The sequence below is a fragment of the Streptomyces sp. NRRL B-24085 genome, from assembly GCF_001282115.1.
In the GTDB taxonomy this organism is placed as follows: domain Bacteria; phylum Actinomycetota; class Actinomycetes; order Streptomycetales; family Streptomycetaceae; genus Streptomyces.
Window position 1 is genome coordinate 1 of record NZ_LJBR01000122.1, and the last position, 26,921, is coordinate 26,921.

The following is a 26,921-nucleotide window of genomic DNA, read 5'->3' on the forward strand; positions in this document are numbered from 1 at the left end:
GCTGGGGGCTGGGTCACTGGGGGCTGGTCGCGCCCCCGCGGCGGCAGACGCAGATCGCCACAGCCCCGCGTTCCTCAGGTGGGTTCCAGCACCCGTGTCCCCCGCGGGTGTCTCCCTCACCGCCTCCTGCGCCCGGTACCGGTACCGCTCCCCCGTCACGGCCCGCGGGCGCTGCGGGCGGGCGTCCACCGGAATCCGGTGCGTGACCCCGCGTAACCCCTTCCCGCGGCCGTCGGACGCCGTACGCTCCCCCCACCGATGAGTTCCGCCCCCCGCCTCGGTCTGTACTGCCGTCATCCACCTAGGAACCGGAGTGATTCCCATGCGCATCGTGGTCAGTGAGTTCATCAGTCTGGACGGCGTCGTGCAGGCGCCCGGCGGGCCCCAGGAGGACACCGACGGCGGGTTCGCGCACGGCGGCTGGTCGCACCCGTACTTCGACGAGGAGGTGCTCGGGCCGGCGTTCACCGAGGGGATGGAGCGGGCCGAGGCGCTGCTGTACGGGCGGCGGACCTATCTGACGATGGCGGGGGCGTGGCCGGAGCGCGCCGGGGACCCGTTCGCCGACCGGCTGAACTCCCTGAAGAAGTACGTCGTCACGGACACCCTCGGCGACGACGAGCTGACGTGGAACAACACCGAGCGGATCCCGGGCTCCGAGGCCGTGGAGCGGATCCGTGCGCTGCGCGGGACCGAGGGCGGCGAGCTGGCCATGATGGGCAGCCCCACCCTCGTCCGCACCCTGATCAGTGAGGGTCTCGTCGACGAGCTCCAGCTCATCGTGATGCCGGTGCTGCTCGGCGGCGGCAAGTCGATCTTCCCGGACGACGGCGCGAAGCGGCCCTTCGAGCTGGTGTCCACGGTCACCGGGAAGACCGGCGTGCAGCTGTGCGTCTACCGGCCCGCTACCGAGGGGTAGCCGCGGCGGGCGCGGACGTCCTACGCTCGGTCCATCGGTATCTCTGACCGAGTCAAGCATCCGGGGGTCGACCGATCATGACCGTCCAGGACATCCGCGCCTTCAACCGCTTCTACACGAACGTGATCGGCGCCCTCGACTACAGCCGCCGGCTCTACGCCCCGTACACCCTCACCGAGTCCCGCGTCCTGTACGAGCTGGCGCACTCGCCGCGCACCGACGTGGCCGACCTGCGCACCGAACTCTCCCTGGACGCGGGCTACTTGAGCCGCATCCTGAACAGGTTCGAGCAGGACGGACTGATCGAGCGCACGGTCTCGCACCGCGATCCGCGCCGGCGCCGCATCACGCTCACCCCGCGCGGCCGGGAGACCGCCGCGCTGCTCGCCGAGCGCGCCGACGAATCCGTGGGCGCGCTCCTCGCGACCGTCCCCTCCGCCGACCGCCCCCGGCTCTCCGAGGCGCTGCACACCGTCCGCACGCTGCTGTCCGACGGCCGCCCTCCCCGCCGCGAGGACGTCCTGCTGCGCGAGCCGGGCCCCGGTGACCTGGGCTGGATCGTGGCCCGCAACGCGTCCCTGTACGCCGCCGAGTACGGCTTCAACGCCGACTACGAGGCCCTGGTCGCACGGATCGTCGCCGACTTCGCGGAGGACCACGACCCGCATCTGGAGCGGGTGTGGATCGCCGAGCTGGACGGGCGTCCGGTGGGCTCCGTGATGTGCGTACGGGACGAAGCGCCCGCGACCGCCCGGCTGCGACTGCTCCTCGTCGAGCCCGAGGCGCGCGGACTGGGCATCGGGGACCGGCTGGTGTCGGCCGTCGTCGACTTCGCGCGCGAGGCCGGCTACCGCGACCTGGTGCTGTGGACCAACGACGTCCTCGCCGCCGCCCGCCGCCTCTACCGGCGCCACGGTTTCGTCCTGGTCGCGGAGAAGCCCCACCGCTCCTTCGGCAAGGACCTGAACGGCCAGGACTGGCGACTGGACCTGACCGGCACGGGTGAGTGAGATGTGCGCGTCGGCCGGGCGACCGGACCGCGCCGCGCCCGCCCGGCTGGACCTCACCGACTCCAGCGGGTGAGAGTAGGGCGCATGAAACTGGCGTTCTCCACCCTCGGTGTCCCCGGCCTCCCCCTCACCGACGTGCTGCGGCTCGCGACCACGCACGGCTATCACGGCGTAGAACTGCGCGCGCATCCCGAGGAGCCCGTGCATCCCGGCATCGGGCTCGCCGAACGGGCCGACGCGGTCGCCGAGTTCAAGGCGGCGGGCGTGGAGGTCCTCGGTCTCGCGGGGTACGCGCGCGTGGCCGCGCCCGGAGAGGACGAGCCCGTGGTCGAGGAGATCCACCGCCTCCTGGACCTCGCCCGCGACCTGGGCGCCGGCTTCGTGCGCGTGTTCCCCGGCGCCGCCTCCGACCAGTCCTCCGAGGAGGCCGACGCCACGGCCGCCCGGCGGCTCGGTACGGCCGCGGAGTACGCCGGCGACCTCGACGTGCGCATCCTCCTGGAGACCCATGACTCGCACCGCACGGGCGCCGACGCGATCCGGGTCCTCGGCCCGGTCGGCCACCGCCAGGTCGGTTCGCTGTGGGACGTCATGCACACCTGGCTCGGCGGCGAGCAGCCCTCCGAGACCTACGCGGCCCTCGGCCCGCACCTCGGATACGTCCAGGTCAAGGACATCGCGTCGGCCGAGGACACCACCCCGGTCGCGCTCGGCGCCGGTGTCCTGCCGCTCGCTGAGTGCGTGGAGGTCCTCTCCCGGCACGGCTGGGACGGCTGGCTGTGCTGGGAGTACGAGAAGCGCTGGTACGAGACGGCCGCGCCGCTGGAGGAGCTGCTGGGGACGGGCCGCGAGCACCTGGCCCGCCTCCTGAACGACTCCGCCTGACGGCGAGATAAATCGGATGGCGGGGGCGGCCGCGGCCGGATACCGTCCCCGGGTGCCTCAGCCCGCCCCTGCCCCGCGCCCCGTGTCATGAGTCTGAGCCGTACGTTCCTCGATGTACGGCCCCTGCGCACCTCGCCGGTGTTCCGGCGGCTGCTGTTCGGGCGCACGGTGTCCACGCTCGGCACCTTCATGACCATGGTGACCGTCATGTACCAGGTGTGGGACATGACCCACAGCACGGTCTGGAGCGGCGCGGTCGGTGTCGCGCAGGCGGTGCCGATGGCCGGGGTCAGCCTGTTCGCGGGGGCCTGGGTCGACCGGGCCGACCGGCGCCGGGTGTACCTCACCGGCACCGTCGGCTCGGCGGTGTGCTCCCTGCTGCTGGCCGTGCAGGGCTTCGCCGGGCACGCGCCCGTGACGGTCGTCCTGCTGCTGGTGGCGGCGCAGACGTCGTTCGCCGCGCTCGGCGCGCCCGCCGCGGGGGTGTTCGTGCCGCGGCTGCTGCCCCGCGAGCAGGTGGCCGCCGGTCTCGCGCTCCAGCAGGTCACCGGACAGGCGATGATGCTGGTCGGCCCGGCCGTCGCCGGGGTCGTGCTCGGCTGGTGGGGCATCGGCGTCTGCTACCTGCTGGACGCCCTGAGCTTCGCGATGTCCTTCTACGGCGCCTTCGGCCTGCCCGCGCTGCCGCCCGAGGGCGAGAAGTCCCGCCCCGGTCTGCACGGCGTCCTGGACGGGCTGCGTTTCCTGACCGGTCACCGGGTGGTGCGCGGTGCGCTGCTGACCGACCTCGCCGCCACCGTCCTGTCCATGCCGGTGAGCCTGTTCCCGCTGGTCAACGACGAGCGCTTCGGCGGTGACCCGCGCACGCTCGGCCTGTTCCTGTCCGCGCTCGCCGTGGGCGGGGTCGTCGCGACGGTCCTGTCCGGGCCGGTCACCCGCCTGGCCCGGCCGGGCCCGGTGATGCTGTGCGCGTCGGCGGCCTGGGGCGCGGCCCTGGCGGTGTTCGGGCTGACCACCAGCGCGTGGGCGGGTCTCGGCATCCTGGCGCTGGCGGGCGCGGCGGACGCCGTCGCCGTCCTCTCCCGTACGACCATCGTCCAGACCCGCACGCCCGACGCCCTGCTCGGCCGGGTGACGGCCGCGGAGACGATCGTCGGCCAGGCCGGACCGCACCTCGGGAACCTGCGCGGCGGCCTGGTCGCGGGCTGGAGTTCGGGCGCCACGGCACTGATCACGGGCGGTCTCCTGTGCGTGGCGGCGGTGGGGTATGTCGGGGCGAGCACACCGCAGTTGCGGGAGGTGCCGGCTACGGGCGAGGGGTGACCGCCGCGCTCGGGTCGAGGCACCGGTCCAGTACGGCGGGCCAGGGGCCGTAGCCGGCGTCCAGGTCGAGGTGGGCGGCGCCGGGGAGAATGTCGGTGGGGATGCAGAGCGGCTCGCCGAAGGTCTCGCGGGCTCCTTCCGGGCAGCAGGGGTCGTCGTCGCCCGCGACCCGGGTTCGCCACCGCGTACCGCCGCTCCTCCTCATCCCCGCCGGGTCAGGAACCCGGCCACCCGTTCCTCCAGCCGTCCACGGCACTGCGGCCACTCCTCGGCCGTGACGGAGAAGATCGCCGAGTCCCGCAGCAGACCGTCCTCGCCGGGCGCCCAGGAGCGGGACCAGTTGCGCAGGACGCCCTCGAAGCGGGCGCCGACGCTCTGGATCGCGGCCCGCGAGCGGGCGTTGCGGGCGTCCGTCTTCAGGTCGACCCGAAGGACGCCCCACGTCTCGAAGGCGTGCCGGAAGAGCAGCAGCTTGGCCTCGGCGTTGATGCCGGTGCCCTGCGCCGAGGCCGCCAGCCAGGTGAACCCGACCTCGACGGCGTCGAGTCGGTCCTCCGAGCGCCAGCAGCGCGGCTCCCAGAACGACGTGGCCCCCACCGCGCGCCCGGTCGCCACCGAGACCTGGGCGTAGGGCACCAGCCGTCCCGTGGCCGCCCGCGCGAGCTGGGCGTCGACGTAGTCACCGACCTCGTCGGCCCTGGGCACCCAGGTGTACGCGTACGTCCCGCGGTTCTCCTCCGCCGCCACGGCCAGGTCCGCCGTGTGCCCGTGGTCCAGTGGTTCCAGGCGCACCAACTCGCCCGCCAGAACCGGTCCTTGCCCTGCGAAACCCAACGCCCGTTCAACCCCCGATGCCGTCGCGCAGTGCGGCGAACGCCTCATGGAAACCGGGGAAAGTCTTCCGTACGCATCCGGGATCGTCGAACGAAATACCCGGCACCCGCAGGCCGGTGACCGCGAACGACATGACGACGCGGTGGTCGCCGTACGTCCTGATCTCCGTGCCGGCCGCGGCGGCCGTCCCCGGGTGGATCTCGATCCAGTCCGGGCCCGTGGCCACCCGCACCCCGAGCCGCCGCAGGTTCTCCGCGCACGCCTCCAGCCGGTCGCACTCCTTGACCCGCGTGTTGGCCACGTCCTCGATGCGGACCGGGGCGTCGGCGAAGGGGGCGATGGCCGCCAGCGTCGGCATGGTGTCCGAGATGTCCCGCATGTTGACCGTCAGCCCGCGCAGTTCGCCGGTCCCCCGGACCGTGGTGGCGCCGGCGCCGACGGACACGTCCGCGCCCATCCGCCGCAGGACGTCCACGAAGCCGAGGTCACCTTGGAGCGCGCCCGCGCCGAGGCCCGGGACCGTCACCCCGGCGCCCGGCGTGATCGCCGCCGCCGCGAAGAAGTAGCTCGCCGTGGACGCGTCCGGCTCGATCGCGTAGGTCGTGGCGCGGTAGCCGCCCGGCGGGACCACGAAGACGTCGTCCTCCCGCGTCACCTCCACCCCGAACGCCCGCATCATCGCGAGGGTGATGTCGACGTAGGGCGCCGACACCAGGTCGGTGACGCGGATGCGCAGGCCCCGGCGGGTGAGGGGGCCGAGGAGCAGGAGCGCGGTGAGGTACTGGGAGGACTGGCCCGCGTCCAGCACCACGTCCCCGCCCTCGACGCCCGCCGCCCGCACGGTCAGCGGATGATGTCCCTCCGCCTCCTCGTGCCGCAGGTCCACGCCCAGGTCGCGCAGGGCACGCGACAGCGGCAGCAGGGGTCGCCTGCGCATCTGGGGCGAGGCGTCGAAGCTGTACGTGCCGTGGCCGGCCGCGGCGAGAGCGGGCAGGAAGCGGGCGGTCGTGGCGCCGTCGCGGCAGTACACGTCCGCCTCCGCGGCCGCCGGTCCCTGCGGGCGGCCGTCCACCTGCCAGGCGTCCGGCGTACGGCCCACCCGGTAGCCGAGTCGTACCAGGCCCTCGGCGAAGCCCTCCGTGTCGTCCGAGCGCAGGGGGCGTACGAGGGTGGTCACGCCGTCGGCCGCGGCGGCCAGGAAGAGGGCGCGGGCGGTGATGGACTTGGAGCCGGGGAGGGCGAGGGACCGCGGGGCGGGTGTGTCGACGGGCATGTCCTCATGATCGCCGCCCGGCCGCCCGCGACGCCGGCACGTCCACGGGGTGGACCCCGGTCAGGCGCGCCGCCCGGGGCGCGGCCCGCGTTTCCACCGGTCGTCGGGCAGCGGCGCCTTCCGGTCCGTCTGCACCTGGATCTCGTAGTACGCGTCGGCCGCCGTGCCGTGGAACGCCTCGTCGTGTGCGGCCAGCGCCCCGCGCAGGCCTCCGCCCGCGGTGCCCCGTCTGCGGACATGACCGGCCAGGGCGGTGAAGAGCCCGAGCACGGCGGCGAGCGCACCGAGCACGATCAGGAGCGGCACCACATGACCCATGCGGCAACCGTACGCGGTGAGTCGGCGGCTCATCCGTCCCGTTGGCCCCGTCCCCACCAACTTGCGGGAATCGGGCCGCAGCCGGGAACCCTGCCCCACCCCCGCTCGTCCAACCGGCAAGCTGCCGGAGAGTCACCGCGGTACGGCGTCGGCCTCGCTGCTGGCTGCGAACGCTGACCAACCCTCTCCTCCGTACTGCGGCCGGCAGCACGCCGTCATCGGCGCGCCCCCCTCCAACTGCGCCGATGGCGGCCCCTCCCTGGTTACTGTGCACTCCCTTGACTGGCAGAAACTTCCCGGATATTGGTGACCTCTCGGAAGTTTCCTTCAGCGGATCACCTCCGGAAGGAGCGCACGTGCCCTCCAGACGTACCGTCCTCACCGCCACAGCAGGTGTCGCCGCCGCACTCGCCGTCGGCGGGACCGCACACGCCGGCGACCAGAAGCTCCGCTCCCTCGTCTCCCGCATGACGCTCGAGGAGAAGGTCGGCCAGCTCTTCGTGATGCGGGTCTACGGCCACTCCGCCACCGCCCCCGACCAGGCCGACGTCGACGCCAACCTCAAGGAGATCGGCGTCCGTACGGCCGCCGAGATGATCGCCAGGTACCGGGTGGGCGGGATCATCTACTTCACCTGGGCGCACAACACCCGTGATCCGCACCAGATCGCCGACCTCTCCAACGGCATCCAGAAGGCGTCGCTGTCCCAGCCGCGCGGACTGCCGGTCCTCGTCTCGACCGACCAGGAGCACGGGATCGTGTGCCGGGTCGGCGAGCCCGCCACCCTGTTCCCCGGCGCCATGGCGATCGGCGCCGGCGGGTCCCGCAAGGACGCCCGCACCCTCGGCCGCATCGCCGGGCAGGAGCTCGGCGCCCTCGGCATCCGGCAGAACTACTCCCCCGTCGCCGACGTCAACGTCAACCCGGCCAACCCCGTCATCGGCGTCCGCTCCTTCGGCTCCGAGGCCGGCGCGGTCGCCGGGCTGGTGGCCGCCGAGGTGGCCGGATACCAGGGCGCCGGGGTCGCCGCGACCGCCAAGCACTTCCCCGGCCACGGGGACACCGCCGTCGACAGCCACTACGGCTTCCCGGTCATCACCCACAGCCGGGAGCAGTGGGAGCAGTTGGACGCGGTGCCCTTCCGGGCCGCGATCCGCGCCGGCATCGACTCGATCATGACCGCGCACATCCAGTTCCCGGCCCTCGACGACTCGGGCGACCCGGCCACCCTCTCCCATCCGATCGTCACCGGCATCCTGCGCGGCGAACTCGGCTACGAGGGGGTCGTGGTCACCGACTCCCTCGGCATGGAGGGCGTCCGCACGAAGTACGGCGACGACCGCGTCCCCGTCCTCGCCCTCAAGGCCGGTGTCGACCAGCTCCTCAACCCGCCCTCCCTGGACGTGGCGTGGAACGCGGTCCTGAAGGCCGTACGGGACGGAGAGCTCACCGAGGCGCGCCTCGACGAGTCGATCCTGCGGATCCTGCGGCTCAAGGCCCGGCTGGGGCTCTTCGAGCAGCCGTACGTTAGCCACGGCGGCGTCACCCGGACCGTCGGCACCCCGGCCCATCTCGCCGCGGCCGACCGGATCGCCGAGCGCACGACGACCCTGCTGGTCAACGAGGGGCGACTGCTGCCCCTGTCCCGGCGCACCCACCGCAGACTGCTCGTCGTGGGCGCCGACCCCGCCTCGCCGTCCGGGACGACGGGTCCGCCCACCGGGGTCCTGGCCGCCGCCCTCACCGAACTGGGCTTCACGGCCACCGCCCTGTCGACCGGCACGGCCCCCACGGCGGCCGTCGTCGCCCGGGCCGTGGCGGCGGCGCAGGACGCGGACGCGGTGATCGTGGGGACGTACAACCTCACGGCCGCGCAGCGGACGCTCGTCGAGCAGCTCGTGGCGACCGGGAGGCCGGTGGTGGCGGTCGCGATCCGCAATCCCTACGACGTGGCCCAACTGCCCACCGTGCCGGCCTTCCTGGCGACCTACTCCTGGACCGACGTGGAACTGCGGGCGGCCGCGCGGGTGATCGCCGGGAAGGTGGCACCGCGCGGGAGGCTGCCGGTGCCGGTGCAGCGGGCGGACGACCCGGCGAAGGTGCTGTACCCGGTCGGGTACGGGCTGTCGTACGGCCGATAGCGCGCGGGGCGTAGATCCCGTACGACGCGCAACTCGTACATCACCCCCGAAAGGCGCAAAGGACCCCACACGTCTGGCGTGGCCCCGCCGCGACGGCCACGCTGGACGGCGGGGGTGGTCCGGGGGGATGGCGATGCGCGAGAAGAGTTCCACGGGGGTGGTGTGCGTACTGGCGGCGCTGCTCGGCGCCCTGCTGACGGGGTGTACGCAGTCGGCGGCCGGCGGGGAGGGCGACGCGGGGTCCGCCACGGCGGTCGCCGTCTCGCCGTCCGCGAGCCCGGCCTCCGGTTTCGGCGCGGTGTTCCTCGGGGTCGACGAGTGCAGCTCCTTCGGCAAGGCCAGCTTCACCGAGGTGCCCTGCACCGGTGAGCGGGCGGCGGCACGGGTGGTGGCCCGACACGACGGCACCACGGCCGACGGGCCGCCGTGCCCGGCGACCACCGACTTCGTGCTGCACATCAGTGAGCAGAGCCAGGTCTCCGACGAGGACGGCGACGGGGCGGTGCCCCAGGGGTACGCCTGCATGCGCAACCTGCAACCGCCGCACCCGGGCGACCCCGGCGGCGGGGGCGGGCCGCGGACCATCGTCGGCGACTGCGTGTACGGCGCGGGCAGCGGGCAGGTCAGGGAGACCGCCTGCGACGGCAAGGGCGCGAAGAAGCCGCAGTACAAGGTGGTGAAGGCGGTCGACGCGCGCAGCCGGTGCCCGCTGTCGACCGCCCTGTACGTCCAGCTCGGCGGCCCTCAACCGGTGGGCTGCGCCCGGCCGTTGTGATCGACGGCCGGGCGCGGCGGGCGGACTACGGACGCAGGGCGGGCTCGCGCTCCACGTCCCGGACGTCCAGCTTCCGGTCGAACTTCGCGAGCGGCTTGGCCTCGGACACGGCCGTGGCGGACACGCCCGCCCAGGCGAGGATCCTGGCCGTGGCGAACGCCTTCTGGTCGGCGACCAGACCGGCGACGTTCGCCCCGTGGTTCATGCCGGGCGCGGTGAACACGTACGCGTCCTTCGCCCCCTTGTCGACGCGGAACCGCTCCGCGCCCCACGGGTCGTTCTGGCCGTAGACGTACAGCATGTGGTGGGCGTTGTGGCGCACCCAGGTGTCCACGTCCCGCATGGCGTACGGCTGGAACTTCGTCGGGATGCTGCGCGGGACGAAGTTGCGCGGCGGCTGGTAGCCGTAGCGGATGTACTTCTTCTCGATGTGCGGGAACTCGATCGTCGGCGCGCCCAGCTGGGTGGCCGCCTGGTAGTAGTACGGCGTGTACGTCTCCAGCCCCTGGTCGGCGTAGGCGGAGAAGCCGGAGATCGTGTCGACGGAGTTCCAGATCTGGTCGTCGGTCGCGGTCTTCGCGTCCGGCGGGATCAGCGCGTCGTCACCGCAGTTGGCCAGCAGGTTGTACTGCCAGAAGCCCCAGACGTAGTCCAGTACGACGGCCTCGTACGCCTTGTCCAGGCTGCCGATGGTGGTGAAGGTGAGGCCCTCCGCCGCCGCGTAGTCGGCGTACTTCTTCTCCAGCGGCTCGCGCCGGACCAGGGCCTCGCGCTGCACCGCGTTCAGCCGGTCGCGGCACTCCTTGGTACCGACGTTCGCGAAGAAGCGGTCGTAGGCCGAGTCCTCGTTGTTCACCACGTCGTTGGGGGCGACGTAGGCGACCACGCCGTCCATGTCCCGCGGGTAGAAGCGCTCGTAGTACGTGGCGGTCATGCCGCCCTTGGAGCCGCCGGTGGAGATCCAGTTCTTCGCGTAGATCTTCTTCAGCGCCTTGAAGATGCGGTGCTGGTCGCTGGCGGCCTGCCAGATGTCCAGCTTGCTCCAGTCGGCCGGGTCCGGCCTCGACGGCTTGAAGAAGCGGTACTCCATGGAGACCTGGTTGCCGTCCACGATCTGGGTCGGCTCACTGCGGCGAGGCGTGGTGGAGACGTTGTAGCCGCCGGTGAAGAAGACCGTCGGCCGGCTCACGTCCTTGTGCAGCACGGTGATGCGCTGCTGGAACGTGCCCTTGGACGGGTGCCGGTGGTCGACCGGCTGGGTGTAGTTGAGCACGAAGAAGCGGTAACCGGTGTACGGCTTCTCCTCGATCAGGCTCATCCCCGGGACGGCGAGGAGCTGATCCTTGATGTCGGTGGTGGCACCGGTGCCTTGGGCCTCCGGCTCGGCGGCGGTGGCCGCGCCTGCCGTGCCGACCGTGCCTATGAGCACGACCAGCGTGAGGAGCCATCTGAGCGCCTTGCGCATGCACCCTCCCCTGTGAGTACAGATGTGCGCCGGACGCTAGCGGCGCAAGTGCGGTCCGCACCAGGGGAGATGGCACCTCGATGGGGAAAACCCTGTGAGGAATCTGTGCCTCAGAGCCGGATCCAGCCGTCCGAGTCGTACTTGCCCCGGCCGACCTGGCCCTTCACCCACACCTTCCGCTGCCCGGCGTGCACGGTGACGGGTCCGGCGCGGTACCTGTACTTGTCGGCGTCCTCGACCGGCAGCAACCCGTACGCGCGCAGGTACACCTTCATGTACTGGCGGACCCCCGGACGCTTGGGAAGGGTGATCGCGCACACGTAACCGCGCCGCTTGTAGACCTCCACCGTGCCGGTGGAGAACGGAAACGACCTGACCTTGCGCCCCTCGCACGACGTGGCCGCGGCGTGCGCGTGCCCCGGCGCGGCGACCGCGAGCATCCCGGCCACCGCTGTCACCGCCAGCCCCTCCGCCAGCCTCCGTATCGCACCACTCTTCACTGCCGTCCCTCCCGCAGCTTTCGGGCGTACAGGTGTACGGACGCACAACGTATGTCGGACGGTTGCACGACCGTCAAGCCGACACCCGGATCCAGTCACCGCTGACGCCCCGGCCACGGCCCGAGCCCCCGGACCCCGTCACGCCGCCGCGGGCTCGTCCTCGCCCACGAACGTGCGCCACAGGGCCGCGTACCTGCCACCCCGCGCGAGCAGCTCCTCGTGGGTGCCGTCCTCGACCACGCGGCCGTGGGCAGAACCCCCCGATGTCGCCCTCGCACCACTCGGCCCCGGGGGGCCTCCCGGGCTTCGGGGCGACTGGCCGGACTCCGTCCGGCACCCGAGGTGACCGCAGGACCGAACCCCCGGACCCCGTCACGCCGCCGCGGGCTCGTCCTCGCCCACGAACGTGCGCCACAGGGCCGCGTACCTGCCGCCCCGCGCGAGCAGCTCCTCGTGGGTGCCGTCCTCGACGACGCGGCCGTGGTCCATGACGACGACGCGGTCGGCGCGGGCCGCCGTGGTGAGGCGGTGGGCCACGACGAGCGTGGTGCGGCGGCCGGCGAGGCGGTCGGTGGCCAGGTTGACCTGTGCCTCGGTGGCGAGGTCCAGGGCCGCCGTGGCCTCGTCGAGGAGGAGGATGTCGGGGTCGACGAGTTCCGCTCGGGCCAGGGCGATCAGCTGGCGCTGGCCCGCCGACAGGTTGCGGCCGCGCTCGGCGACCTCGTGGAGGTAGCCGCCCTCCAGCGTGGCGATCATCTCGTGGGCGCCGACCGCGCGGGCCGCCGCCTCCACCTCGGCGTCGGTGGCGTCCGGGCGGCCGTAGGCGATGGCGTCCCGGACCGTGCCCTGGAAGAGGTACGCCTCCTGCGGGACCACGCCGAGGCGGTGGCGGTAGGAGGTGAGGTCCAGGGAGCGCAGGTCGGTGCCGTCGACCGTGACACGGCCGCCCGTCGGGTCGTAGAACCGGGCCACCAGCTTGACCAGGGTGGACTTGCCGGCGCCCGTCTCGCCGACGAACGCGACCGTCTGGCCGGCGGGGATCCGCAGCTCGATGCCGCCGAGGGCCTCCTCGTCGTCGCCGTACGCGAAGTGCACGTTCTCGAAGGCCACTTCGCCCCGCAGGGAGAGGACCTCCAGGGGCTCCTCGGCCGCCTTGGTGGACGTGGGCTCCTGGAGCAGTTCCTGGATGCGGCCCAGGGAGACGGTCGCCTGCTGGTAGCCGTCGAAGACCTGGGAGAGCTGCTGGACCGGGGCGAAGAACAGGTCGATGTAGAGCAGGTAGGCGACCAGCGCGCCGGTCGTCAGCGTCGCCGCGTCCACCCGGCCCGCACCCGCGATCAGTACGGCGGCCGCGGCCACCGAGGACAGCAGCTGCACGAAGGGGAAGTAGACCGAGATCAGCCACTGGCCCCGGATGCGGGCCTGGCGGTAGCTGTCGCTGCGTTCCGCGAACCGCCGGCCGCCGTCGCCCTCGCGCCGGAACGCCTGCACGATCCTGAGCCCGGACACCGACTCCTGGAGGTCGGCGTTGACCAACGACACGCGCTCACGGGCGAGTTCGTACGCCTTCACGCTCGCCTTGCGGAAGAAGTACGTGGCGACGATCAGCGGCGGCAGCGTCGCGAACACGACCAGCGCCAGCTGTACGTCGATCACCAGCAGGGCGACCATGATGCCGAAGAAGGTGACGACCGAGACGAACGCGGTGACCAGGCCCGTCTGGAGGAAGGTCGAGAGGGCGTCGACGTCCGTCGTCATCCTCGTCATGATCCGCCCGGTCAGCTCCCGCTCGTAGTAGTCGAGTCCGAGCCGCTGGAGCTGGGCGAAGATCTTCAGCCGCAGGGAGTACAGGACCCGTTCACCGGTGCGTCCGGTCATCCGGGTCTCCCCGATCTGGGCCGCCCACTGGACGAGCACCGAGAGCAGGGCGAACAGGGTCGCCGTCCAGACGGCGGCCATGGCCATCCGTGAGACACCGTCGTCGATGCCGTGCCGGATCATCACCGGGAGCAGCAGGCCCATGCCGGCGTCCAGCGCGACCAGGCCCAGGCTGATCAGCAGCGGGCGCCCGAACCCGCGCAGCAGCCGGCGCAGGCCGTACGACTCCTCGGGCGTGACCGCGCGTGCCTCGTCGATGTCCGGGGTGTCCGTGGCCGGGGGCAACGCGTCGACCTGGGCGAGCAGTTCGGGAGTGGCCGGGGTGCCGGCCAGGGCCAGGTCCTTGCGCTCGCGGTCACCGGTCCACAGCCGGGGGGTGACCCCGCGCTCGGCGTCGAACTCGGCGTCCAGCTCGTCGCGCACGGAGGTGTCCTCCTGCACGGCGACCGGCCGGGCGTGGCCCGGGGAGACACCGCCGAGGCCGTCGGGGTCGGTGAGCAGGCGGCGGTAGAGGGCGGAGCGCTTCTCCAGCTCCTCGTGGGTGCCCACGTCGGCGAGGCGGCCGTGCTCCAGGACGGCGATGCGGTCGGCGAGGTTCAGGGTGGAGCGGCGGTGGGCGATGAGGAGGGTGGTGCGGCCCTCCATGACGTGCTTGAGGGCTTCGTGGATCTCGTGCTCGACCCGGGCGTCCACGGCGGAGGTGGCGTCGTCGAGGACGAGCAGCCGCGGGTCGGCGAGGATCGCCCGGGCGAGTGCGACGCGCTGGCGCTGGCCGCCGGACAGGGTGAGGCCGTGTTCGCCGACCTTGGTGTCGTAGCCCTCGGGCAGCTCGGCGATGAAACGGTCCGCCTGGGCGGCGCGGGCGGCCTTCTCGACCTCCTCCCGGGTCGCGTCGGGACGGCCGTAGGCGATGTTGTTGCGGACGGTGTCCGAGAACAGGAAGGAGTCCTCGGGGACCAGGCCGATCGCGGCCCGCAGCGAGTCGAGGGTGAGCTCGCGGACGTCGTGGCCGCCGATGAGGACGGCGCCGTGGGTGACGTCGTAGAAGCGCGGGAGCAGGAGTGAGACGGTGGACTTGCCCGAGCCGGAGGAGCCGACGACCGCGAGGGTCTCGCCGGGGCGGATCTCGAAGGAGAGGCCGTCGAGGACCTTGCGGCCGTCCTCGTAGCCGAAGGAGACGTCGTCGAACTCGACGGTGGCCGGCGCGTCGGCGGGGAGTTCCTTGCCGCCGTCCTTCAGGTAGGGCTCGGTGTCGATCAGCTCCAGGACGCGCTCGGTGCCGGCGCGGGCCTGCTGGGCGACCGTGAGGACCATGGCGAGCATGCGGACCGGGCCGACGAGCTGGGCGAGGTAGGTGGAGAAGGCGACGAAGGTGCCGAGCGTGATGTGCCCGCGGACCGCGAGCCAGCCGCCGAGGGCGAGCATCGCGACCTGGCCGAGGGCGGGGACGGCCTGGAGGGCCGGGGTGTACTTCGAGTTGAAGCGGATCGTGCGCATGCGGCCCGCGTACAGGCGGCGGCCGACCTCCCGGAGCTTGCCGGTCTCCTGGTCCTCCTGCCCGAAGCCCTTCACCACGCGTACGCCGCTGACCGCGCCGTCGACCACGCCCGCGACGGCGGCGGCCTGGGCCTGGGCGTACCAGGTGGCGGGGTGCAGCCGGGAACGAGAGCGCTTGGCGATCACCCACAGGGCCGGGGCGACCGCCAGGGCGACCAGGGTGAGCGGGACGGACAGCCAGGCCATCACGACCAGGGAGATCAGGAAGAGGGCGAAGTTGCCGATCGTCATCGGCAGCATGAAGAGCAGGCCCTGGATGAGCTGGAGGTCGCTGGTGGCGCGGCCGACGACCTGGCCCGTGGACAGTTCGTCCTGGCGGCGGCCGTCGAGACGGGTGATCGTGCCGAACATCTCGGTGCGCAGGTCGTGCTGGACATCGAGGGCGAGGCGGCCGCCGTAGTAGCGGCGGACGTAGGTGAGGACGTAGACGAGGACGGCGGCGGCGATCAGGGCGCCGGCCCAGGGGGCCATGTCCCGGGTGTGGTCGCCGATGACGTCGTCGATGATCACCTTGGTGATCAGGGGGACGATCGCAATGACGGCCATGCCGCCGAGGGAGGAGCCGAGGGCGAGTACGACGTCCTTGGGATAGCGCCAGGCGTACCCGGCCAGTCGTCGTGCCCAGCCCCGTTGCGGATCCACGCGGTGTCCTCCGTCGTCCAGAAGTCCTGATCTACCGGAAGACACCAACGCGGACAGAAGCGGATTTCATCCCTCCGCAACAAGAAGTGGTCAGACGCGGACCCGGAGGTAGTAGAAACGGGTCGTCTGGACCGCGTTCTGGTTGTCGTCGCTGACCAGGAGCACCTTCAGGCGGCCGTGGTCACGCCCGGTGATCACCATGCCCTCGATGTTGTCCAGGAGCGGGTTCGGCTGGGGCTGCTTGGCGGTGGCGCCCAGCGCCGGGCAGCTCGCGATGTCCGTGAGCAGGGTCTTGCTGACCGGACGGACGTCCGCCTGACCCGTCAGGTTCTCGATGCCGCGGGTGTCCGTCGCGTGGCGGGGGTCGGCCAGGTAGAGGCGGACCGTGTTGCCGACGCCGGAGGTGAAGCCGCGCTCCAGGACCAGGAGGCGGCCGTCGGGGAGGGCCTGGACCTCGGGGACGCCGAGGAAGGCGGCGTCGGTGCGGTAGGCGTACTGGGCCCCGGTCTGCCAGCCCTTTCCGTGCCGCTGCCAGGTCTGGAAGCGGACGGTCCCGGCCGTGTCGCCGGAGAGGGCGTACTCCATGGAGGCGAGGAGGGTGCGGCCGCCGTTCAGGAGGGTCAGGCCCTCGAAGGTCTGGTTGGAGGTGGCGCGGCCGGCCGGGGCGACCTGGAGGGCGGCCGGGACGGGGAGCCGGTCGAGGATCTTCCCGTCGGCGCGGTAGCGGCGGATCGACGGCTCGGTCTCCGAGGTGACCAGCCGGGTGCCGTCCCGGTCGATCACCAGGCCCTCCGAGTCGAGCGCGGCGCCGTTCTCGTCGGCGAGCGGGACGGCCTTCTGCGGCGCGAGCGTCCTCGCGTCCAGGCCGAAGAGGACGGAGCGGTCGGAGAGGGCGGCGAGCGAGCCGTCCCGGTCCACGGCGAGCGCGGAGAGGTTGCCGACGAAGGTGCCGTCGTACGTCGTCTTGTCGAGGGCGTCGGAGAAGCGGTCGAGGGAGACGGACGGGGAGCAGGCGTGGCTCACCGGGGCCGCGGCGACGGCGGGTCCTGCCGCTGTCAGGCAGGCCGCCGCCGCCAGGGCCGCGGTGGTGGTCGCGAGTACGGTTCTGAGCTGCATGCGCGTCACCGTAGGACGGGTTCGTGACGAACGGGAGGCCGTGTCGTGAAGGGCCGTCCGGCTCGGTGACGCGCGGGGGTCCGGCAGGCGTCAGCTCGCCGCGAGATCCCGGTGGACGACCTTGGCGACGCCCTGGATCGTGGTGACGCCGTAGTTCATGGTGCTGTTGCCGTGCGTGAGCACCGTGATCATGTAGTCGTGGCCGCCGCCCGTGAAGGTGCCGACGCTGTGCACCCGCCAGCCGTGGGTGGAGCGCTGGAGCCAGCCGTTCTTGACGTGCCAGGCGATGTTCGACCCGCGGCCGTACGGTGTGCCCCAGCGCTGCGACGAGACGACCTGCCCCATCAACTTCAGGATGTAGGCACGCGAGTTGTCGCTCAGGACGGTGTTCTTGGCGGTGACCAGCTTGAGCAGTTTCTGCTCGTCGGTGACGGTGATCTGGGTCAGGCCCCAGTAGCCGTTGGCCCCCGGCTTGGTCTGGGTCATGCCGGCCGCGGACAGGAAGCCCTTGATCTTGGTCAGGCCGAGCTGCCGCCACAGCTTGCTGGTGGCGTCGTTGTCGGACTTGGTGATCATTGCTTTGGCGAGGTTGCTCTCGGTGGTGGTCAGGTACCTGTTGTGCTTCTTGGCGTCCCACAGCAGCGTGGCGAGGACGGTCACCTTGACCACGCTCGCCGAGTCGTAGGCGGTGGAGGAGCGCAGGGTGCAGGTGGTCTTGGTCGTACGGTCGTAGAGGCCCACGGCGATCGTGCCCGAGCGGTTGGCGACGGCGGCCGTGATGTCCCGCTTCAGCTTGTCCGCGAGGCCGGCCTTGGCCGATGTGCAGCTCACGGCCGGTGTCGTGGCCGCGGCGGCCGGTGCGGCGGCGGCGACGCAGGCGGCCAGCGCACCGGCCGCGATCCACTTCTTGTATCTGAATATCCCCCGTGTCATGCCCAGTTGACTCTCGGGCGGGTGCGAATGGTTGTACGCATGGGGACGGTTGTACGAATCGTTACCCGGCCCTCGGCGTTTTCACAGGGTCGGGAGCCGGGGGCGGCAGAAAAAACCTTCGACTCGCGTACAACCCTTGCACCCCGCCGAAGGTCTCTTGATCGCCAACCGCACGTGTCACCGAGGACAACACCCGGCACACGGACGGTTCGCACCCCATCGACGCGGATGCCCGCCAGGCATCCCCCGCATGCCGCAGGAGAATCCCGCATGCACCAGAAGCACCACTCGCACCTCAGACTCGCCCTCGCGACGGCCGCCGCGGCCGCGCTGACGGGCGGTCTGCTCACCGTCTCGGCGGCAACGGCCACCGCCGCGGACTCCTTCAAGGTCACCAAGGCCGACTTCAACGGCGACGGCATCGGCGACGTCCTCGCCACGGCCGCCGGCGCTTCCGTCAGCGGCCACGCCGACGCCGGCCAGGTCGTCGCCCTCTACGGCAGCGCCGGCAACGGCGTGACCTCGGCCAAGCGCTCGGTCCTCAGCCAGAACTCCGGCACCGTGCCCGGCAGCGCCGAGGCCGGAGACTGGTTCGGCGGCGCGACGGCGTACGCCGACTTCAACGGCGACGGGTACGACGACGTCGCCGTGGCCTCGCCGTACGAGAAGGTCGGCACCGACACCGACGGCGGCGCCCTGGCCATCCTGTGGGGTTCGGCGAGCGGCCTCACCGGCAAGGCCAGCGACGTACCGGACCCGGCCGTCTCCTCGCACGACAACTGGGGCCTGGCCCTGGCCGCCGGCGACTTCGACGGCGACGGCAAGGCCGACCTGGCCGTCGGCAGCTCGTCCGCCACCCTCTACGTCTACAAGGGCGGCTTCAGCAGCACCGGCCAGCCCGGCGGGCGTTACACCGTCAAGCCGCCGATCATGCCGGGCTCTTCCGGCTTCCCCTACGGCCCGCAGCAGCTCACCGCCGGTGACGTGAACGGCGACGGCCGCACCGACCTGGTGGTCGACGGCTACGAGACGCAGACCGGCATGGGCTGGAACACCAACTACTGGGTGCCCGGCACCGCGAACGGCCTGAGCGTCGCGGGCGTCAAGACCCTCAAGCCGGGCGTCGTCACCGGTATCGGCGACATCAACGGCGACGGCTACGGCGACATCGTCACCGGCGCCGGCTGGGACGCCACCACCGGCGACGGCCAGACCGTCCCGGACTCCGCGGACGGCGGCAAGGTCAGCATCACCTACGGTTCCGCGTCCGGCCCCGCCTCGACCACCGGCATCACCCAGAACACCGGGAACGTGCCCGGCAGTTCGGAGAAGGGCGACTCCTTCGGCTGGGACCTGGACCTGGGCGACGTCAACGGCGACGGCTACCAGGACGTGGTCGTCTCCGCCCCGAACGAGGACCTCGGCAGCGTCTCCAACGCCGGCATGGTCACCGTCATGTACGGCTCCGCGAGCGGCGTCAACACCTCCACGGGCCTGCAGTCCTTCGAGCAGAACACGACGGGTGTCCCCGGGACCTCGGAGAAGAACGACCTGTTCGGCGCCGACGTCAAGCTCGACGACGTCAACGGCGACGGCAGAGCCGACCTGGTCATCGGCTCGTACGAGGACGGCGGCGACGGAGCGGTCACCTACCTGCCGTCCACCGGCACGAAGATCGGCACGACCGGCTCCCGCGCCCTGTCGGTGACCGCGGTGGGCGTCTCCACCTCGGGCACCCCCCAGTTCGGCGCCCTCTTCGCCGACTAGTCCTCGCCGACTAGTCCTCACCCTCGCGAACGGCCCCCGATCATCTGGTCGGGGGCCGTTCCGTGTGTCAACTCGCGTAGACACGCCCTGATTTGCCGTTTCCGGTCACCGAATGGACACGTGCCATCCATTTACACGGCCGCATGTCCATGTCACTCTCCCATCTGCCGCCTCCATTCAACCCGCGTAGATGGGACCCCCTTTTATGCTGGCGACACGCATCCGCAACTGGAAGACGGTGGCGCTCACCACCGCCGCCGTGCTGGCCGGGCTCGCCGCCCCCGTCGTGACCACGACCCCGGCCGCCGCCACGACGACCGCGTACGACACGACGTACTACAAGAACGCGATCGGCAAGACGGGGACGAGCCTCAAGTCGTCCCTGCACACGATCATCAGCAGTCAGTCGAAGATCTCGTACTCCGCGGTCTGGGACGCGCTCAAGGTCACCGACCAGGACCCGAACAACAGCAGCAACGTCCTCCTGCTGTACAGCGGTGTCTCCCGCAGCAAGTCCCTCAACGGCGGCGACGTCGGCGACTGGAACCGCGAGCACACCTGGGCCAAGTCGCACGGCGACTTCGGCGAGGTCACCGGCCCGGGCACCGACCTGCACCATCTGCGCGCCTGTGACGTCCAGGTCAACAGCACCCGCGGCAACCTGGACTTCGACAACGGCGGCAGCGCCGTCACCAACGGCGGCGGCTCCACCGTCGACTCCGACTCCTTCGCGCCGCGCGCCGCGGACCGGGGTGACGTGGCCCGCATGATCCTCTACATGGCCGTGCGCTACGACGGCGGCGACGGCTTCGCCGACCTGGAGCCCAACGAGAAGGTCGGCAACGGCTCCAACCCCTACATGGGCAAGCTCTCCGTCCTCAAGGCCTGGAACGAGGCGGACCCGCCCAGCGCCTTCGAGGAGCGCCGCAACCAGGTCATCTACGACACCTACCAGCACAACCGCAACCCGTTCGTCGACCACCCGGAATGGGTCGAGGCGATCTGGTAGGAGACCGGCTACAGGTGCGTGGGTGCGAACATCCGCAGCACCGCCGGGAGGACGACCACCGAGGGCCCCGGTGAGCCGAGCGCCTTCGCGAGGTCGTCCGCGAGGGTCTCCGGGGTCGTGCGGACCCCGGGGACGCCGAAGGACTCGGCCAGTGCCACGTAGTCCGGGCGGGTCAGCTCGGTCGCCGTGGCCTGGCCGAAGGCGTCCGTCATGTACTCGCGCAGGATGCCGTAGCCGCCGTCGTCGACGATCAGCCAGGTGACGTTCAGGTCGTACTGGCGGGCGGTCGCCAACTCGGCGACGGAGTACAGCGCGCCGCCGTCGCCGGAGACCGCCAGCACCGGGCGGGTCGGGTCGGCCACCGCCGCTCCCAGAGCCGCGGGGAAGCCGTAGCCGAGGCCGCCGGCGCCCTGGGCCGAGTGCATGTGGTTGGGGCCCTTGGCGTCGAACGCCGACCAGGCCCAGTAGGCCAGGATCGTCATGTCCCAGAAGGACGGCGAGTCGGCGGGGAGCGCCCTGCGGACCGACGCCAGCACGTCCTGTTCCAGGGTGAGTTCCTGGGCGGCGATCCGCTCCGCGACGCGGGCCAGGACCTCCCGCACCCGCTCCGGGGCCTCCTCGTCCGTCCTCGGCGTCACCGTCTCCAGCAGCGCCTGCAACGCGAGGCGGGCGTCCGCGTGGATGCCCAGCGCGGGATGGTTGGACTCCAGCTTGCCGAGGTCCGCCTCGATCTGGATCACTCGGCCGCGTGGCTTGAACGTGTGGTAGTTGGACGACAGTTCACCCAGCCCCGAGCCCACCACCAGCAGGACGTCCGCGTCCTCCAGGAAGTCCGTGGTGTGGCGGTCCTCGATCCACGACTGGAGGGACAGCGGGTGCGTCCAGGGGAAGGCGCCCTTGCCGCCGGGGGTGGTGACGACCGGCGCCCGCAGCGTCTCGGCCAGCTGCCGCAGCTTGCGGGAGGCGTCCGACCGTACGACTCCCCCGCCCGCGATGATCGCCGGGCGGACGGCGTTCGACAGCAGGTGCGCGGCCAGCGCCGTGAGTTCGGGGCGCGGCGGCAGCTCCTCGGGGAAGGCGTCGCCGCCCGTCACCACCGGAATCGAGGTCTCGGCGAGCAGCACGTCCTGCGGGATCTCCACCCACACCGGCCCGTGCGGGGCGGTCAGCGCCGACTTCCAGGCCGCCTCGACCGCGGACGGGATCTGCGACTGGGTGCGGACGGTGTGGACGGACTTCACCACACCCCGGAAGGAGGCCGCCTGGTCCGGGAGTTCGTGGAGGTAGCCGTGGCGGCCGCCGCCCAGGCCGGCGGTCGGGACCTGGCTGCTGATCGCCAGGACGGGGGCGGAGGCGGCCGCGGCTTCCTGGAGGGCGGCCAGCGACGTCAGCGCCCCCGGGCCCGTGGACAGCAGCAGCGGGGCCGCCTCCCCCGTCATCCTGCCGTACGCGTCCGCCGCGAAACCGGCGTTGTTCTCCACCCGCAGGCCGATGTACCGCAGGTCGGAGCGGCGCAGCGCGTCGAACATGCCGAGCGCGTGCTGGCCGGGCAGGCCGAAGACGGTCGTCGCGCCCAGCCCGGCCAGGGTCTCCACGACCAGGTCTCCGCCGTTGCGGCCGGGAGGCGGGTTCAGAGCCGCCGAGATCTGTGCCTCGGTCGGACGGAGCACCAGGTCGTGGTCGTGAGTCACTGCGCGCGGGCCTCTGCAATCTGGCAGGACATGATCGTGGTCAGTTCGTAGGCGGTGTGGGAGGCCGCCACCGACGTGATCTCCGCGTGGTCGTACGCGGGGGCCACCTCGACGACGTCCGCCGACACCAGGTTGCACGATGCCAGACCGCGCAGGATCTCCAGCAGCTCGCGGGAGGTCATGCCGCCCGCCTCGGGGGTGCCGGTGCCGGGCGCGTGGGCCGGGTCCAGGCAGTCGATGTCGATGGAGATGTAGAGGGGCCGGTCGCCGATGCGCTGCCGGAGCTGGTCGGCGACCTCGTCGGCGCCCCTGCGGTAGATGTCCGCCGAGGTGACGATGCCGAAGCCCATCTTCTCGTCGTCGGTGAGGTCCTGCTTGCCGTAGAGCGGGCCGCGGGTGCCGACGTGGGAGAGCGCCGAGGTGTCGAGGATGCCCTCCTCCACCGCGCGCCGGAACGGCGTCCCGTGGGTGTACTCCGCGCCGAAGTACGTGTCCCAGGTGTCGAGGTGGGCGTCGAAGTGCAGCAGGGCGACCGGGCCGTGCTTCTTCGCGACGGACCTGAGCAGCGGGAGCGCGATGGTGTGGTCGCCGCCGAGGGTCATCAGGCGGGCGCCGGTCCCCAGCAGCTCGTCGGCCGCCGCCTCGACGGTCTCGACGGCCTCGTTGATGTTGAACGGGTTCACGGCGATGTCGCCGCCGTCCGCCACCTGGGCGAGGGCGAACGGGGACGCGTCCTGCGCCGGGTTGTAGGGCCTGAGCAGCCGGGACGCCTCACGGATCGCGTTGCCGCCGAAGCGGGCGCCGGGCCGGTAGGAGACCCCCGAGTCGAACGGCACCCCGACCACGGCGACGTCGGCCCGGCCGACCTCGTCGAGCCGCGGCAGCCGGGCGAAGGTCGCGGGCCCGGCGTAGCGCGGGATGCGGGAGGAGTCGACGGGGCCGCGGGGGGTCTCGGGGGAGCTCATGGTCGTATGCCTTCCTTGTGTCTCTGCGTTCGGTCTACCGGGGTGCCGGTACCGGCTCGGGGACCTCGCGCCCGGCGAGTCGTTCCCGCCAGGCCGCGAGTACCGCGGTGTCGGTCGCCGGGGTCGCCAGGGATACGGCGACGTAGGCGGCCAGGGAGGCCAACAGGCCGTAGTACACGGGCTCGTTGGCGAGGATGCCGTAGCCGGCCATCAGACCGATGACGGCGAGGCCGCCGACGGCCACGGAGGCCAGCGCGCCCTGGGCGGTGCCGCGCTTCCACAGCAGGCCGCCGAGGATGGGGACGAGGAGACCGCCGACGAGAAGGTTGTACGCCACCGTCAGCGCCTCGACGACGTTGTTGAGGGCGATGGCCGTGGCGATGACGGCGATGCCCATCACGAGGATGAAGACCCGGTTGCCCTGGACCTCGTCGCGTTCGCCCTCGGCGGTCCTTCCGCGCAGCCGCGACCAGATGTCGTTGTTGGCGACGGTCGCGCAGGCGATCAGCGCGCCCGAGGACGTCGACATCACGGCGGCGAGCGCGGCGGCCAGCACCAGGCCCCGGACGCCGACGGGGAGTTCGTCCTTGACGATGGTCGCGAAGGCGTCGTCCGCGTTGGCCAGGTTCGGGTAGAGCACCTTGGCGGCGGTGCCGATGACGGCGCCGGCGAGGGCGTAGGCGAGGCAGTAGGTGCCGGCGACCGTGCCGCCCCACTTGGCGGTGGTGTCGCTGCGGGCGGTGAACACGCGCTGCCAGATGTCCTGACCGATGAGCATGCCGAAGGTGTAGATCAGCACGTAGGTGAAGATCGTCTCGCCGCCGATGCCCAGCGGGTCGAAGTACTCGGTGGGCAGCTTCGCCTTCATCTCGGAGAACCCGCCCGCCTTCACGACGGCGATCGGCAGGAGCAGAAGCAGTACACCGATGGTCTTCACCACGAACTGCACCATGTCCGTGAGGGTGATGGACCACATGCCGCCGAGGGTGGAGTAGGCGACGACGATCGAGCCGCCCAGGATGATCGCGACGGTCCGGTTCATGTCGAAGAGGACGTCGAAGATCGTGGCGTAGGCGATGGTCGAGGTGACCGCCAGCATGAGGGTGTACGCCCACATGACCACGCCGGAGATGACCCCGGCCCGGCCGCCGTACCGGAGATCCAGCATCTCGGAGACGGTGTAGACCTTGAGGCGGGCGATGCGGGCGGAGAAGAAGACGGACAGGGCCAGCAGGCCGAGGCCGATGGTGAAGACCATCCAGGCACCGGAGAGGCCGTACTGGTAGCCGAGGCCCACACCGCCGATGGTGGAGGCGCCGCCGAGGACGATCGCCGCCATGGTGCCGGAGTACATCGCGGGGCCGAGGCGGCGCCCGGCGACCAGGAACTCGCTCTTGGACCTGGCGCGGCGCATGCCCCACCACCCCATGGCGAGCATGCCGGCCAGATAGACGACGATCACTGTGTAGTCGACGGCCATGTCGGAGCCCTCCTTCTGCCGGTCCGCGCCCAGCGGGTCTGCGTCGACAGTAGGTGGCCGGAAAGCGACTGCGAAGTGTACGTTTCATCCATTCGCACGGCGCCGGATGGAGGGAACGTCCACGATGCCGGACCCGGCTGTCCCACCCACCCCACCGGTCCCTCTGGCCGCGCTGCTGGCCCGGGAGGACCTGGGGCTGCGGCAGATCGCGGGGCCCTCGGACCCCGCCACGGTGGTCCACTGGGCGCACACCTCGGAGATGGCGGACCCGTACCCGTACCTGCTGGGCGGTGAGCTGCTGCTGACGGCGGGGGTGCACATCCCGGAGGCGGCGGGCTCGGGCACCTACTTCGACGACTACGTGGCGAGGATCGTCGCGGCCGGCGGGGCGGCGCTCGGCTTCGGCGTGGCACCGGTGCACGACACGGTCCCGCGCGCCCTGGTCGCGGCCTGCGACGCCTACGGGCTGCCGCTGGTCGAGGTCCCGCCCGAGACCACCTTCTCCGGAGTGGCCCGGGCCGTCTGGCAGCTGATGGCCCAGGCCCGGCACGCGGAACTGCGCCGCGTCACCGAGGCCCAGCAGAGCCTGGCCGCGGCCGCCTCCCGCTCCGACCCGGTGCCGTCGGTGCTGCGCCAGCTCGCCCAGCGGGTCGGGGGGTGGGCGGTGCTGTACGGCCCGGAGGGCACGGAGGTCGCGGCGGCGGGCAGGCGGCAGGGCGACGGGGAGCTGGCGCGGCTGAGCCGGCTCGTCACCGAGCGCTCCTCCACCACGGCCACCGACACCACCGCCGGCCTCCATCTGGCCGCCTACGCCCTCGGCGCCGGGCACGGCTTCGTCCTCGGGGTGGCCGCGCCCCGCCGCGACCCCGGCGACCACACCATCGCCTCGGTCGCCGCCGTGCTGCTGTCGCTGCTCACCGGTGAGCATCAGAGCGGGTCGGAGGCGGCGCGCTCGTCCGCCCTGGTACGGCTGCTGCTGGGCGCCCCGGCCCAGGACGTGGCCCCGCTCCTCGGGGGCGAGCTGTGGGTCGTCGTGCACGCCCGGCCCGACAGCCCCGCCGCTCCCGACCCGGTCGCGGCCTCCGCGCTCGGTGCGGCGCTCGGGTCGCCGCTGGTGGACATGGCCGGGGACGTCGTACGGGTGCTGCTGCCCGCCGACCGGGAACCGGCCCCGCAGCCCGGGTGGACGCTCGGGGTCAGCGCGGCCGCCGGACCGGCGGAGTGGACGGTCGCCGACACCCAGGCGGGCCGTGCGCTGGCCCGCGCCCGCGCGACCCGTGCCGGGCTCGTCCGGTACGCGGCCCGTCCCGCCCTGGCCGACCTGGTGCCGGAGCCGGACGCCGAGGCGCACGCCCGAGCCCTCCTCGCCCCGCTCTCCCCCGCCCTCACCGAGACCCTGCGCACCTGGCTGTCCCTGCACGGCAGCTGGGACCGTACGGCGGTCGCGCTGGACGTGCACCGCAACACCGTGCGGCAGCGGATCGCGAAGTGCGCGGCGCTGCTGGAGCTGGACCTGGACGACCCGGACGTACGGATGGAGCTGTGGTTCGCGCTGCGCCGGCCATGACCGGGGGCGCCGTGTCCCAGCGTGCGGGATGCACGGCGGTCCCGTGAGGGCGTGCCTCAGAATGGAGGCATGCCGATACCCGGGACACCCAGCCGCGCCGAGCTCGTCGACCACCTCGTGCAGACCCGTATCGCGGGCGAGGTGGCCACCCCGCGGGAGAACAACCTCTCCCACTACCGCCAGCTCGCGAACGGCAACCGCCACTACTGGCTCGGGCTGGAGCTCGGGGAGCGGTGGACCGACGAGCAGGACGTGCTCGCGGTGATGGCGGAGCGGGTGGGCGTCAACGACGACCCGGAGTACCGGTACGGCCAGGACACCATCGACCCCGAGCTGACCGTGAGCGCCCTGGAGCGGATGGCGGCCCGGCTGCGCAAGGCGGCCGACGGGCAGCAGCGGGTGCTGTTCGCGACCGGCCACCCCGGCGGACTCCTCGACGTCCACCACGCCACGGCCGCCGCGCTGCGCGCCGCGGGCTGCGAGATCGTCGTCATCCCGGACGGGCTCCAGACGGACGAGGGGTACGTCATGCAGTTCGCGGACGTGGCGGTCCTGGAGCACGGCGCCACGCTGTGGCACACCCACTCCGGCGACCCGATGAAGGCCATCCTCACGGCCCTGGAGCGCGAGGGCCGCCCGCTGCCCGACCTGGTCGTCGCCGACCACGGCTGGGCGGGGTACGCGGGACAGCACGGCGTGGACTCCGTGGGCTACGCCGACTCCAACGACCCGGCCCTCTTCGTCGGCGAGGCGGAGGGCACCCTCCAGGTGACGGTCCCCCTCGACGACCACGTGGTGAGCCCGCGCTACTACGACCCGATGACGGCATACCTGCTCGGCGAGGCGGACCTGCGGTAGCCCCCACGAGGGAAC

At 72.1% G+C, this 26,921-nt stretch carries 22 protein-coding genes; 10 read left to right on the forward strand and 12 right to left on the reverse strand.

The genetic code is table 11. The annotated features are described in order from the left end of the window. Window positions 1–322 precede the first annotated feature (322 nt). The 4 genes from AOJ26_RS15395 to AOJ26_RS15410 all read left to right on the forward strand — a co-directional run bounded on the left by AOJ26_RS15395 (window position 323) and on the right by AOJ26_RS15410 (window position 4,137). Window positions 323–919 carry a dihydrofolate reductase family protein gene (locus tag AOJ26_RS15395; protein ID WP_053848844.1) on the forward strand — a complete coding sequence of 199 codons (597 nt, stop codon included), beginning with the start codon at window positions 323–325 and terminating at the stop codon, window positions 917–919. Window positions 920–996: 77 nt separating this feature from the next. After that, complete coding sequence (locus AOJ26_RS15400) at window positions 997–1,929, forward strand: bifunctional helix-turn-helix transcriptional regulator/GNAT family N-acetyltransferase (RefSeq protein ID WP_053848845.1); 933 nt, start codon at window positions 997–999, stop codon at window positions 1,927–1,929. Window positions 1,930–2,013: 84 nt separating this feature from the next. After that, window positions 2,014–2,814: a sugar phosphate isomerase/epimerase family protein gene (locus tag AOJ26_RS15405; protein ID WP_053848846.1), complete on the forward strand. Its 801-nt coding sequence runs from the start codon at window positions 2,014–2,016 to the stop codon at window positions 2,812–2,814. Window positions 2,815–2,901: 87 nt separating this feature from the next. Further along, window positions 2,902–4,137 carry an MFS transporter gene (locus AOJ26_RS15410; protein ID WP_053848847.1) on the forward strand — a complete coding sequence of 412 codons (1,236 nt, stop codon included), beginning with the start codon at window positions 2,902–2,904 and terminating at the stop codon, window positions 4,135–4,137. Here the strand turns inward: AOJ26_RS15410 and AOJ26_RS15415 are convergent. Genes AOJ26_RS15415 through AOJ26_RS15430 form a run of 4 tightly spaced genes read right to left on the reverse strand, consistent with a single transcriptional unit; the run spans window position 4,121 to window position 6,562 of the window. Next, entirely contained in the window at window positions 4,121–4,342 is a 222-nt protein-coding gene (locus AOJ26_RS15415) for an alpha/beta hydrolase (protein ID WP_063790275.1), read from the reverse strand. The genes AOJ26_RS15410 and AOJ26_RS15415 overlap by 17 nt on opposite strands. After that, entirely contained in the window at window positions 4,339–5,019 is a 681-nt protein-coding gene (locus AOJ26_RS15420; RefSeq protein ID WP_373413190.1) for a GNAT family N-acetyltransferase, read from the reverse strand. Before AOJ26_RS15420 ends, AOJ26_RS15415 begins: the two co-directional genes overlap by 4 nt. Beyond that, entirely contained in the window at window positions 4,979–6,244 is a 1,266-nt protein-coding gene (aroA, locus tag AOJ26_RS15425; RefSeq protein ID WP_053848849.1) for a 3-phosphoshikimate 1-carboxyvinyltransferase, read from the reverse strand. The genes AOJ26_RS15420 and aroA overlap by 41 nt, the downstream gene beginning before the upstream one ends. A 60-nt stretch (window positions 6,245–6,304) precedes the next feature. After that, window positions 6,305–6,562: a hypothetical protein gene (locus AOJ26_RS15430; protein WP_053848850.1), complete on the reverse strand. Its 258-nt coding sequence runs from the start codon at window positions 6,560–6,562 to the stop codon at window positions 6,305–6,307. 356 nt (window positions 6,563–6,918) lie between these two features. Here AOJ26_RS15430 and AOJ26_RS15435 point away from each other — a divergent pair, with 356 nt between their 5' ends. Both AOJ26_RS15435 and AOJ26_RS15440 read left to right on the forward strand, forming a co-directional pair. Next, entirely contained in the window at window positions 6,919–8,703 is a 1,785-nt protein-coding gene (locus AOJ26_RS15435) for a glycoside hydrolase family 3 protein (protein WP_107092830.1), read from the forward strand. A gap of 133 nt (window positions 8,704–8,836) precedes the next feature. Beyond that, window positions 8,837–9,478, forward strand: coding sequence for a hypothetical protein (locus tag AOJ26_RS15440; RefSeq protein WP_053848890.1), 642 nt, complete (start codon window positions 8,837–8,839; stop codon window positions 9,476–9,478). A 25-nt stretch (window positions 9,479–9,503) separates the two neighbouring features. On the opposite strand, the gene AOJ26_RS15445 is transcribed toward AOJ26_RS15440, so the two are convergent. The 5 genes from AOJ26_RS15445 to AOJ26_RS15465 form a co-directional block, all read right to left on the reverse strand. Next, window positions 9,504–10,943 (reverse strand): S28 family serine protease, encoded by a 1,440-nt coding sequence (locus tag AOJ26_RS15445; protein ID WP_053848851.1) that lies wholly within the window; start codon window positions 10,941–10,943, stop codon window positions 9,504–9,506. Between the two features lie 110 nt (window positions 10,944–11,053). Then, window positions 11,054–11,383: a hypothetical protein gene (locus AOJ26_RS15450; protein ID WP_373413192.1), complete on the reverse strand. Its 330-nt coding sequence runs from the start codon at window positions 11,381–11,383 to the stop codon at window positions 11,054–11,056. 432 nt (window positions 11,384–11,815) lie between these two features. After that, window positions 11,816–15,520, reverse strand: a complete 3,705-nt coding sequence (locus AOJ26_RS15455) for an ABC transporter ATP-binding protein (RefSeq protein ID WP_053848853.1) — start codon at window positions 15,518–15,520, stop codon at window positions 11,816–11,818. A gap of 90 nt (window positions 15,521–15,610) precedes the next feature. Continuing rightward, on the reverse strand, window positions 15,611–16,636 hold the full coding sequence (locus AOJ26_RS15460) for an esterase-like activity of phytase family protein (protein WP_053848854.1): 1,026 nt from the start codon (window positions 16,634–16,636) through the stop codon (window positions 15,611–15,613). 90 nt (window positions 16,637–16,726) lie between these two features. Then, on the reverse strand, window positions 16,727–17,569 hold the full coding sequence (locus tag AOJ26_RS15465) for a serine hydrolase (protein WP_053848855.1): 843 nt from the start codon (window positions 17,567–17,569) through the stop codon (window positions 16,727–16,729). Between the two features lie 270 nt (window positions 17,570–17,839). On the opposite strand from AOJ26_RS15465, the gene AOJ26_RS15470 reads away from it, so the two are divergent. Both AOJ26_RS15470 and AOJ26_RS15475 read left to right on the forward strand, forming a co-directional pair. Next, window positions 17,840–19,336: an FG-GAP and VCBS repeat-containing protein gene (locus AOJ26_RS15470; RefSeq protein WP_053848856.1), complete on the forward strand. Its 1,497-nt coding sequence runs from the start codon at window positions 17,840–17,842 to the stop codon at window positions 19,334–19,336. Between the two features lie 205 nt (window positions 19,337–19,541). Beyond that, complete coding sequence (locus AOJ26_RS15475) at window positions 19,542–20,345, forward strand: endonuclease I family protein (protein ID WP_053848857.1); 804 nt, start codon at window positions 19,542–19,544, stop codon at window positions 20,343–20,345. Between the two features lie 8 nt (window positions 20,346–20,353). On the opposite strand, the gene AOJ26_RS15480 is transcribed toward AOJ26_RS15475, so the two are convergent. The 3 genes from AOJ26_RS15480 to AOJ26_RS15490 are packed head-to-tail and all read right to left on the reverse strand — an operon-like array spanning window position 20,354 to window position 24,481. Continuing rightward, on the reverse strand, window positions 20,354–22,036 hold the full coding sequence (locus AOJ26_RS15480) for a thiamine pyrophosphate-binding protein (RefSeq protein ID WP_053848858.1): 1,683 nt from the start codon (window positions 22,034–22,036) through the stop codon (window positions 20,354–20,356). Next, the gene (speB, locus tag AOJ26_RS15485) at window positions 22,033–23,001 is read right to left on the reverse strand and encodes an agmatinase (protein ID WP_053848859.1); all 969 of its coding nucleotides are present in this window, start codon (window positions 22,999–23,001) and stop codon (window positions 22,033–22,035) included. Before speB ends, AOJ26_RS15480 begins: the two co-directional genes overlap by 4 nt. Before the next feature lie 34 nt (window positions 23,002–23,035). Further along, window positions 23,036–24,481, reverse strand: a complete 1,446-nt coding sequence (locus AOJ26_RS15490) for a sodium:solute symporter (protein WP_053848860.1) — start codon at window positions 24,479–24,481, stop codon at window positions 23,036–23,038. A 124-nt stretch (window positions 24,482–24,605) separates the two neighbouring features. On the opposite strand from AOJ26_RS15490, the gene AOJ26_RS15495 reads away from it, so the two are divergent. Both AOJ26_RS15495 and AOJ26_RS15500 read left to right on the forward strand, forming a co-directional pair. Further along, window positions 24,606–26,048: a PucR family transcriptional regulator gene (locus AOJ26_RS15495; protein ID WP_179200346.1), complete on the forward strand. Its 1,443-nt coding sequence runs from the start codon at window positions 24,606–24,608 to the stop codon at window positions 26,046–26,048. A 69-nt stretch (window positions 26,049–26,117) separates the two neighbouring features. After that, on the forward strand, window positions 26,118–26,906 hold the full coding sequence (locus AOJ26_RS15500) for a phosphatase (protein ID WP_053848862.1): 789 nt from the start codon (window positions 26,118–26,120) through the stop codon (window positions 26,904–26,906). Window positions 26,907–26,921 lie beyond the last annotated feature (15 nt).

Bases quoted from the DNA above. Each gene is read 5' to 3' on its own strand.
- AOJ26_RS15410 (WP_053848847.1), top strand. From the start codon at position 2,902: ATGAGTCTGAGCCGTACGTTCCTCGATGTACGGCCCCTGCGCACCTCG.
- AOJ26_RS15490 (WP_053848860.1), bottom strand. From the start codon at position 24,481: ATGGCCGTCGACTACACAGTGATCGTCGTCTATCTGGCCGGCATGCTC.
- AOJ26_RS15495 (WP_179200346.1), top strand. From the start codon at position 24,606: ATGCCGGACCCGGCTGTCCCACCCACCCCACCGGTCCCTCTGGCCGCG.
- AOJ26_RS15470 (WP_053848856.1), top strand. From the start codon at position 17,840: ATGCACCAGAAGCACCACTCGCACCTCAGACTCGCCCTCGCGACGGCC.
- AOJ26_RS15475 (WP_053848857.1), top strand. From the start codon at position 19,542: ATGCTGGCGACACGCATCCGCAACTGGAAGACGGTGGCGCTCACCACC.
- AOJ26_RS15415 (WP_063790275.1), bottom strand. From the start codon at position 4,342: ATGAGGAGGAGCGGCGGTACGCGGTGGCGAACCCGGGTCGCGGGCGAC.
- AOJ26_RS15450 (WP_373413192.1), bottom strand. From the start codon at position 11,383: ATGCTCGCGGTCGCCGCGCCGGGGCACGCGCACGCCGCGGCCACGTCG.
- AOJ26_RS15465 (WP_053848855.1), bottom strand. From the start codon at position 17,569: ATGACACGGGGGATATTCAGATACAAGAAGTGGATCGCGGCCGGTGCG.
- AOJ26_RS15430 (WP_053848850.1), bottom strand. From the start codon at position 6,562: ATGGGTCATGTGGTGCCGCTCCTGATCGTGCTCGGTGCGCTCGCCGCC.
- aroA (WP_053848849.1), bottom strand. From the start codon at position 6,244: ATGCCCGTCGACACACCCGCCCCGCGGTCCCTCGCCCTCCCCGGCTCC.
- AOJ26_RS15405 (WP_053848846.1), top strand. From the start codon at position 2,014: ATGAAACTGGCGTTCTCCACCCTCGGTGTCCCCGGCCTCCCCCTCACC.
- AOJ26_RS15445 (WP_053848851.1), bottom strand. From the start codon at position 10,943: ATGCGCAAGGCGCTCAGATGGCTCCTCACGCTGGTCGTGCTCATAGGC.
- AOJ26_RS15500 (WP_053848862.1), top strand. From the start codon at position 26,118: ATGCCGATACCCGGGACACCCAGCCGCGCCGAGCTCGTCGACCACCTC.
- AOJ26_RS15395 (WP_053848844.1), top strand. From the start codon at position 323: ATGCGCATCGTGGTCAGTGAGTTCATCAGTCTGGACGGCGTCGTGCAG.
- AOJ26_RS15460 (WP_053848854.1), bottom strand. From the start codon at position 16,636: ATGCAGCTCAGAACCGTACTCGCGACCACCACCGCGGCCCTGGCGGCG.
- AOJ26_RS15420 (WP_373413190.1), bottom strand. From the start codon at position 5,019: ATGAGGCGTTCGCCGCACTGCGCGACGGCATCGGGGGTTGAACGGGCG.
- AOJ26_RS15440 (WP_053848890.1), top strand. From the start codon at position 8,837: ATGCGCGAGAAGAGTTCCACGGGGGTGGTGTGCGTACTGGCGGCGCTG.
- AOJ26_RS15400 (WP_053848845.1), top strand. From the start codon at position 997: ATGACCGTCCAGGACATCCGCGCCTTCAACCGCTTCTACACGAACGTG.
- speB (WP_053848859.1), bottom strand. From the start codon at position 23,001: ATGAGCTCCCCCGAGACCCCCCGCGGCCCCGTCGACTCCTCCCGCATC.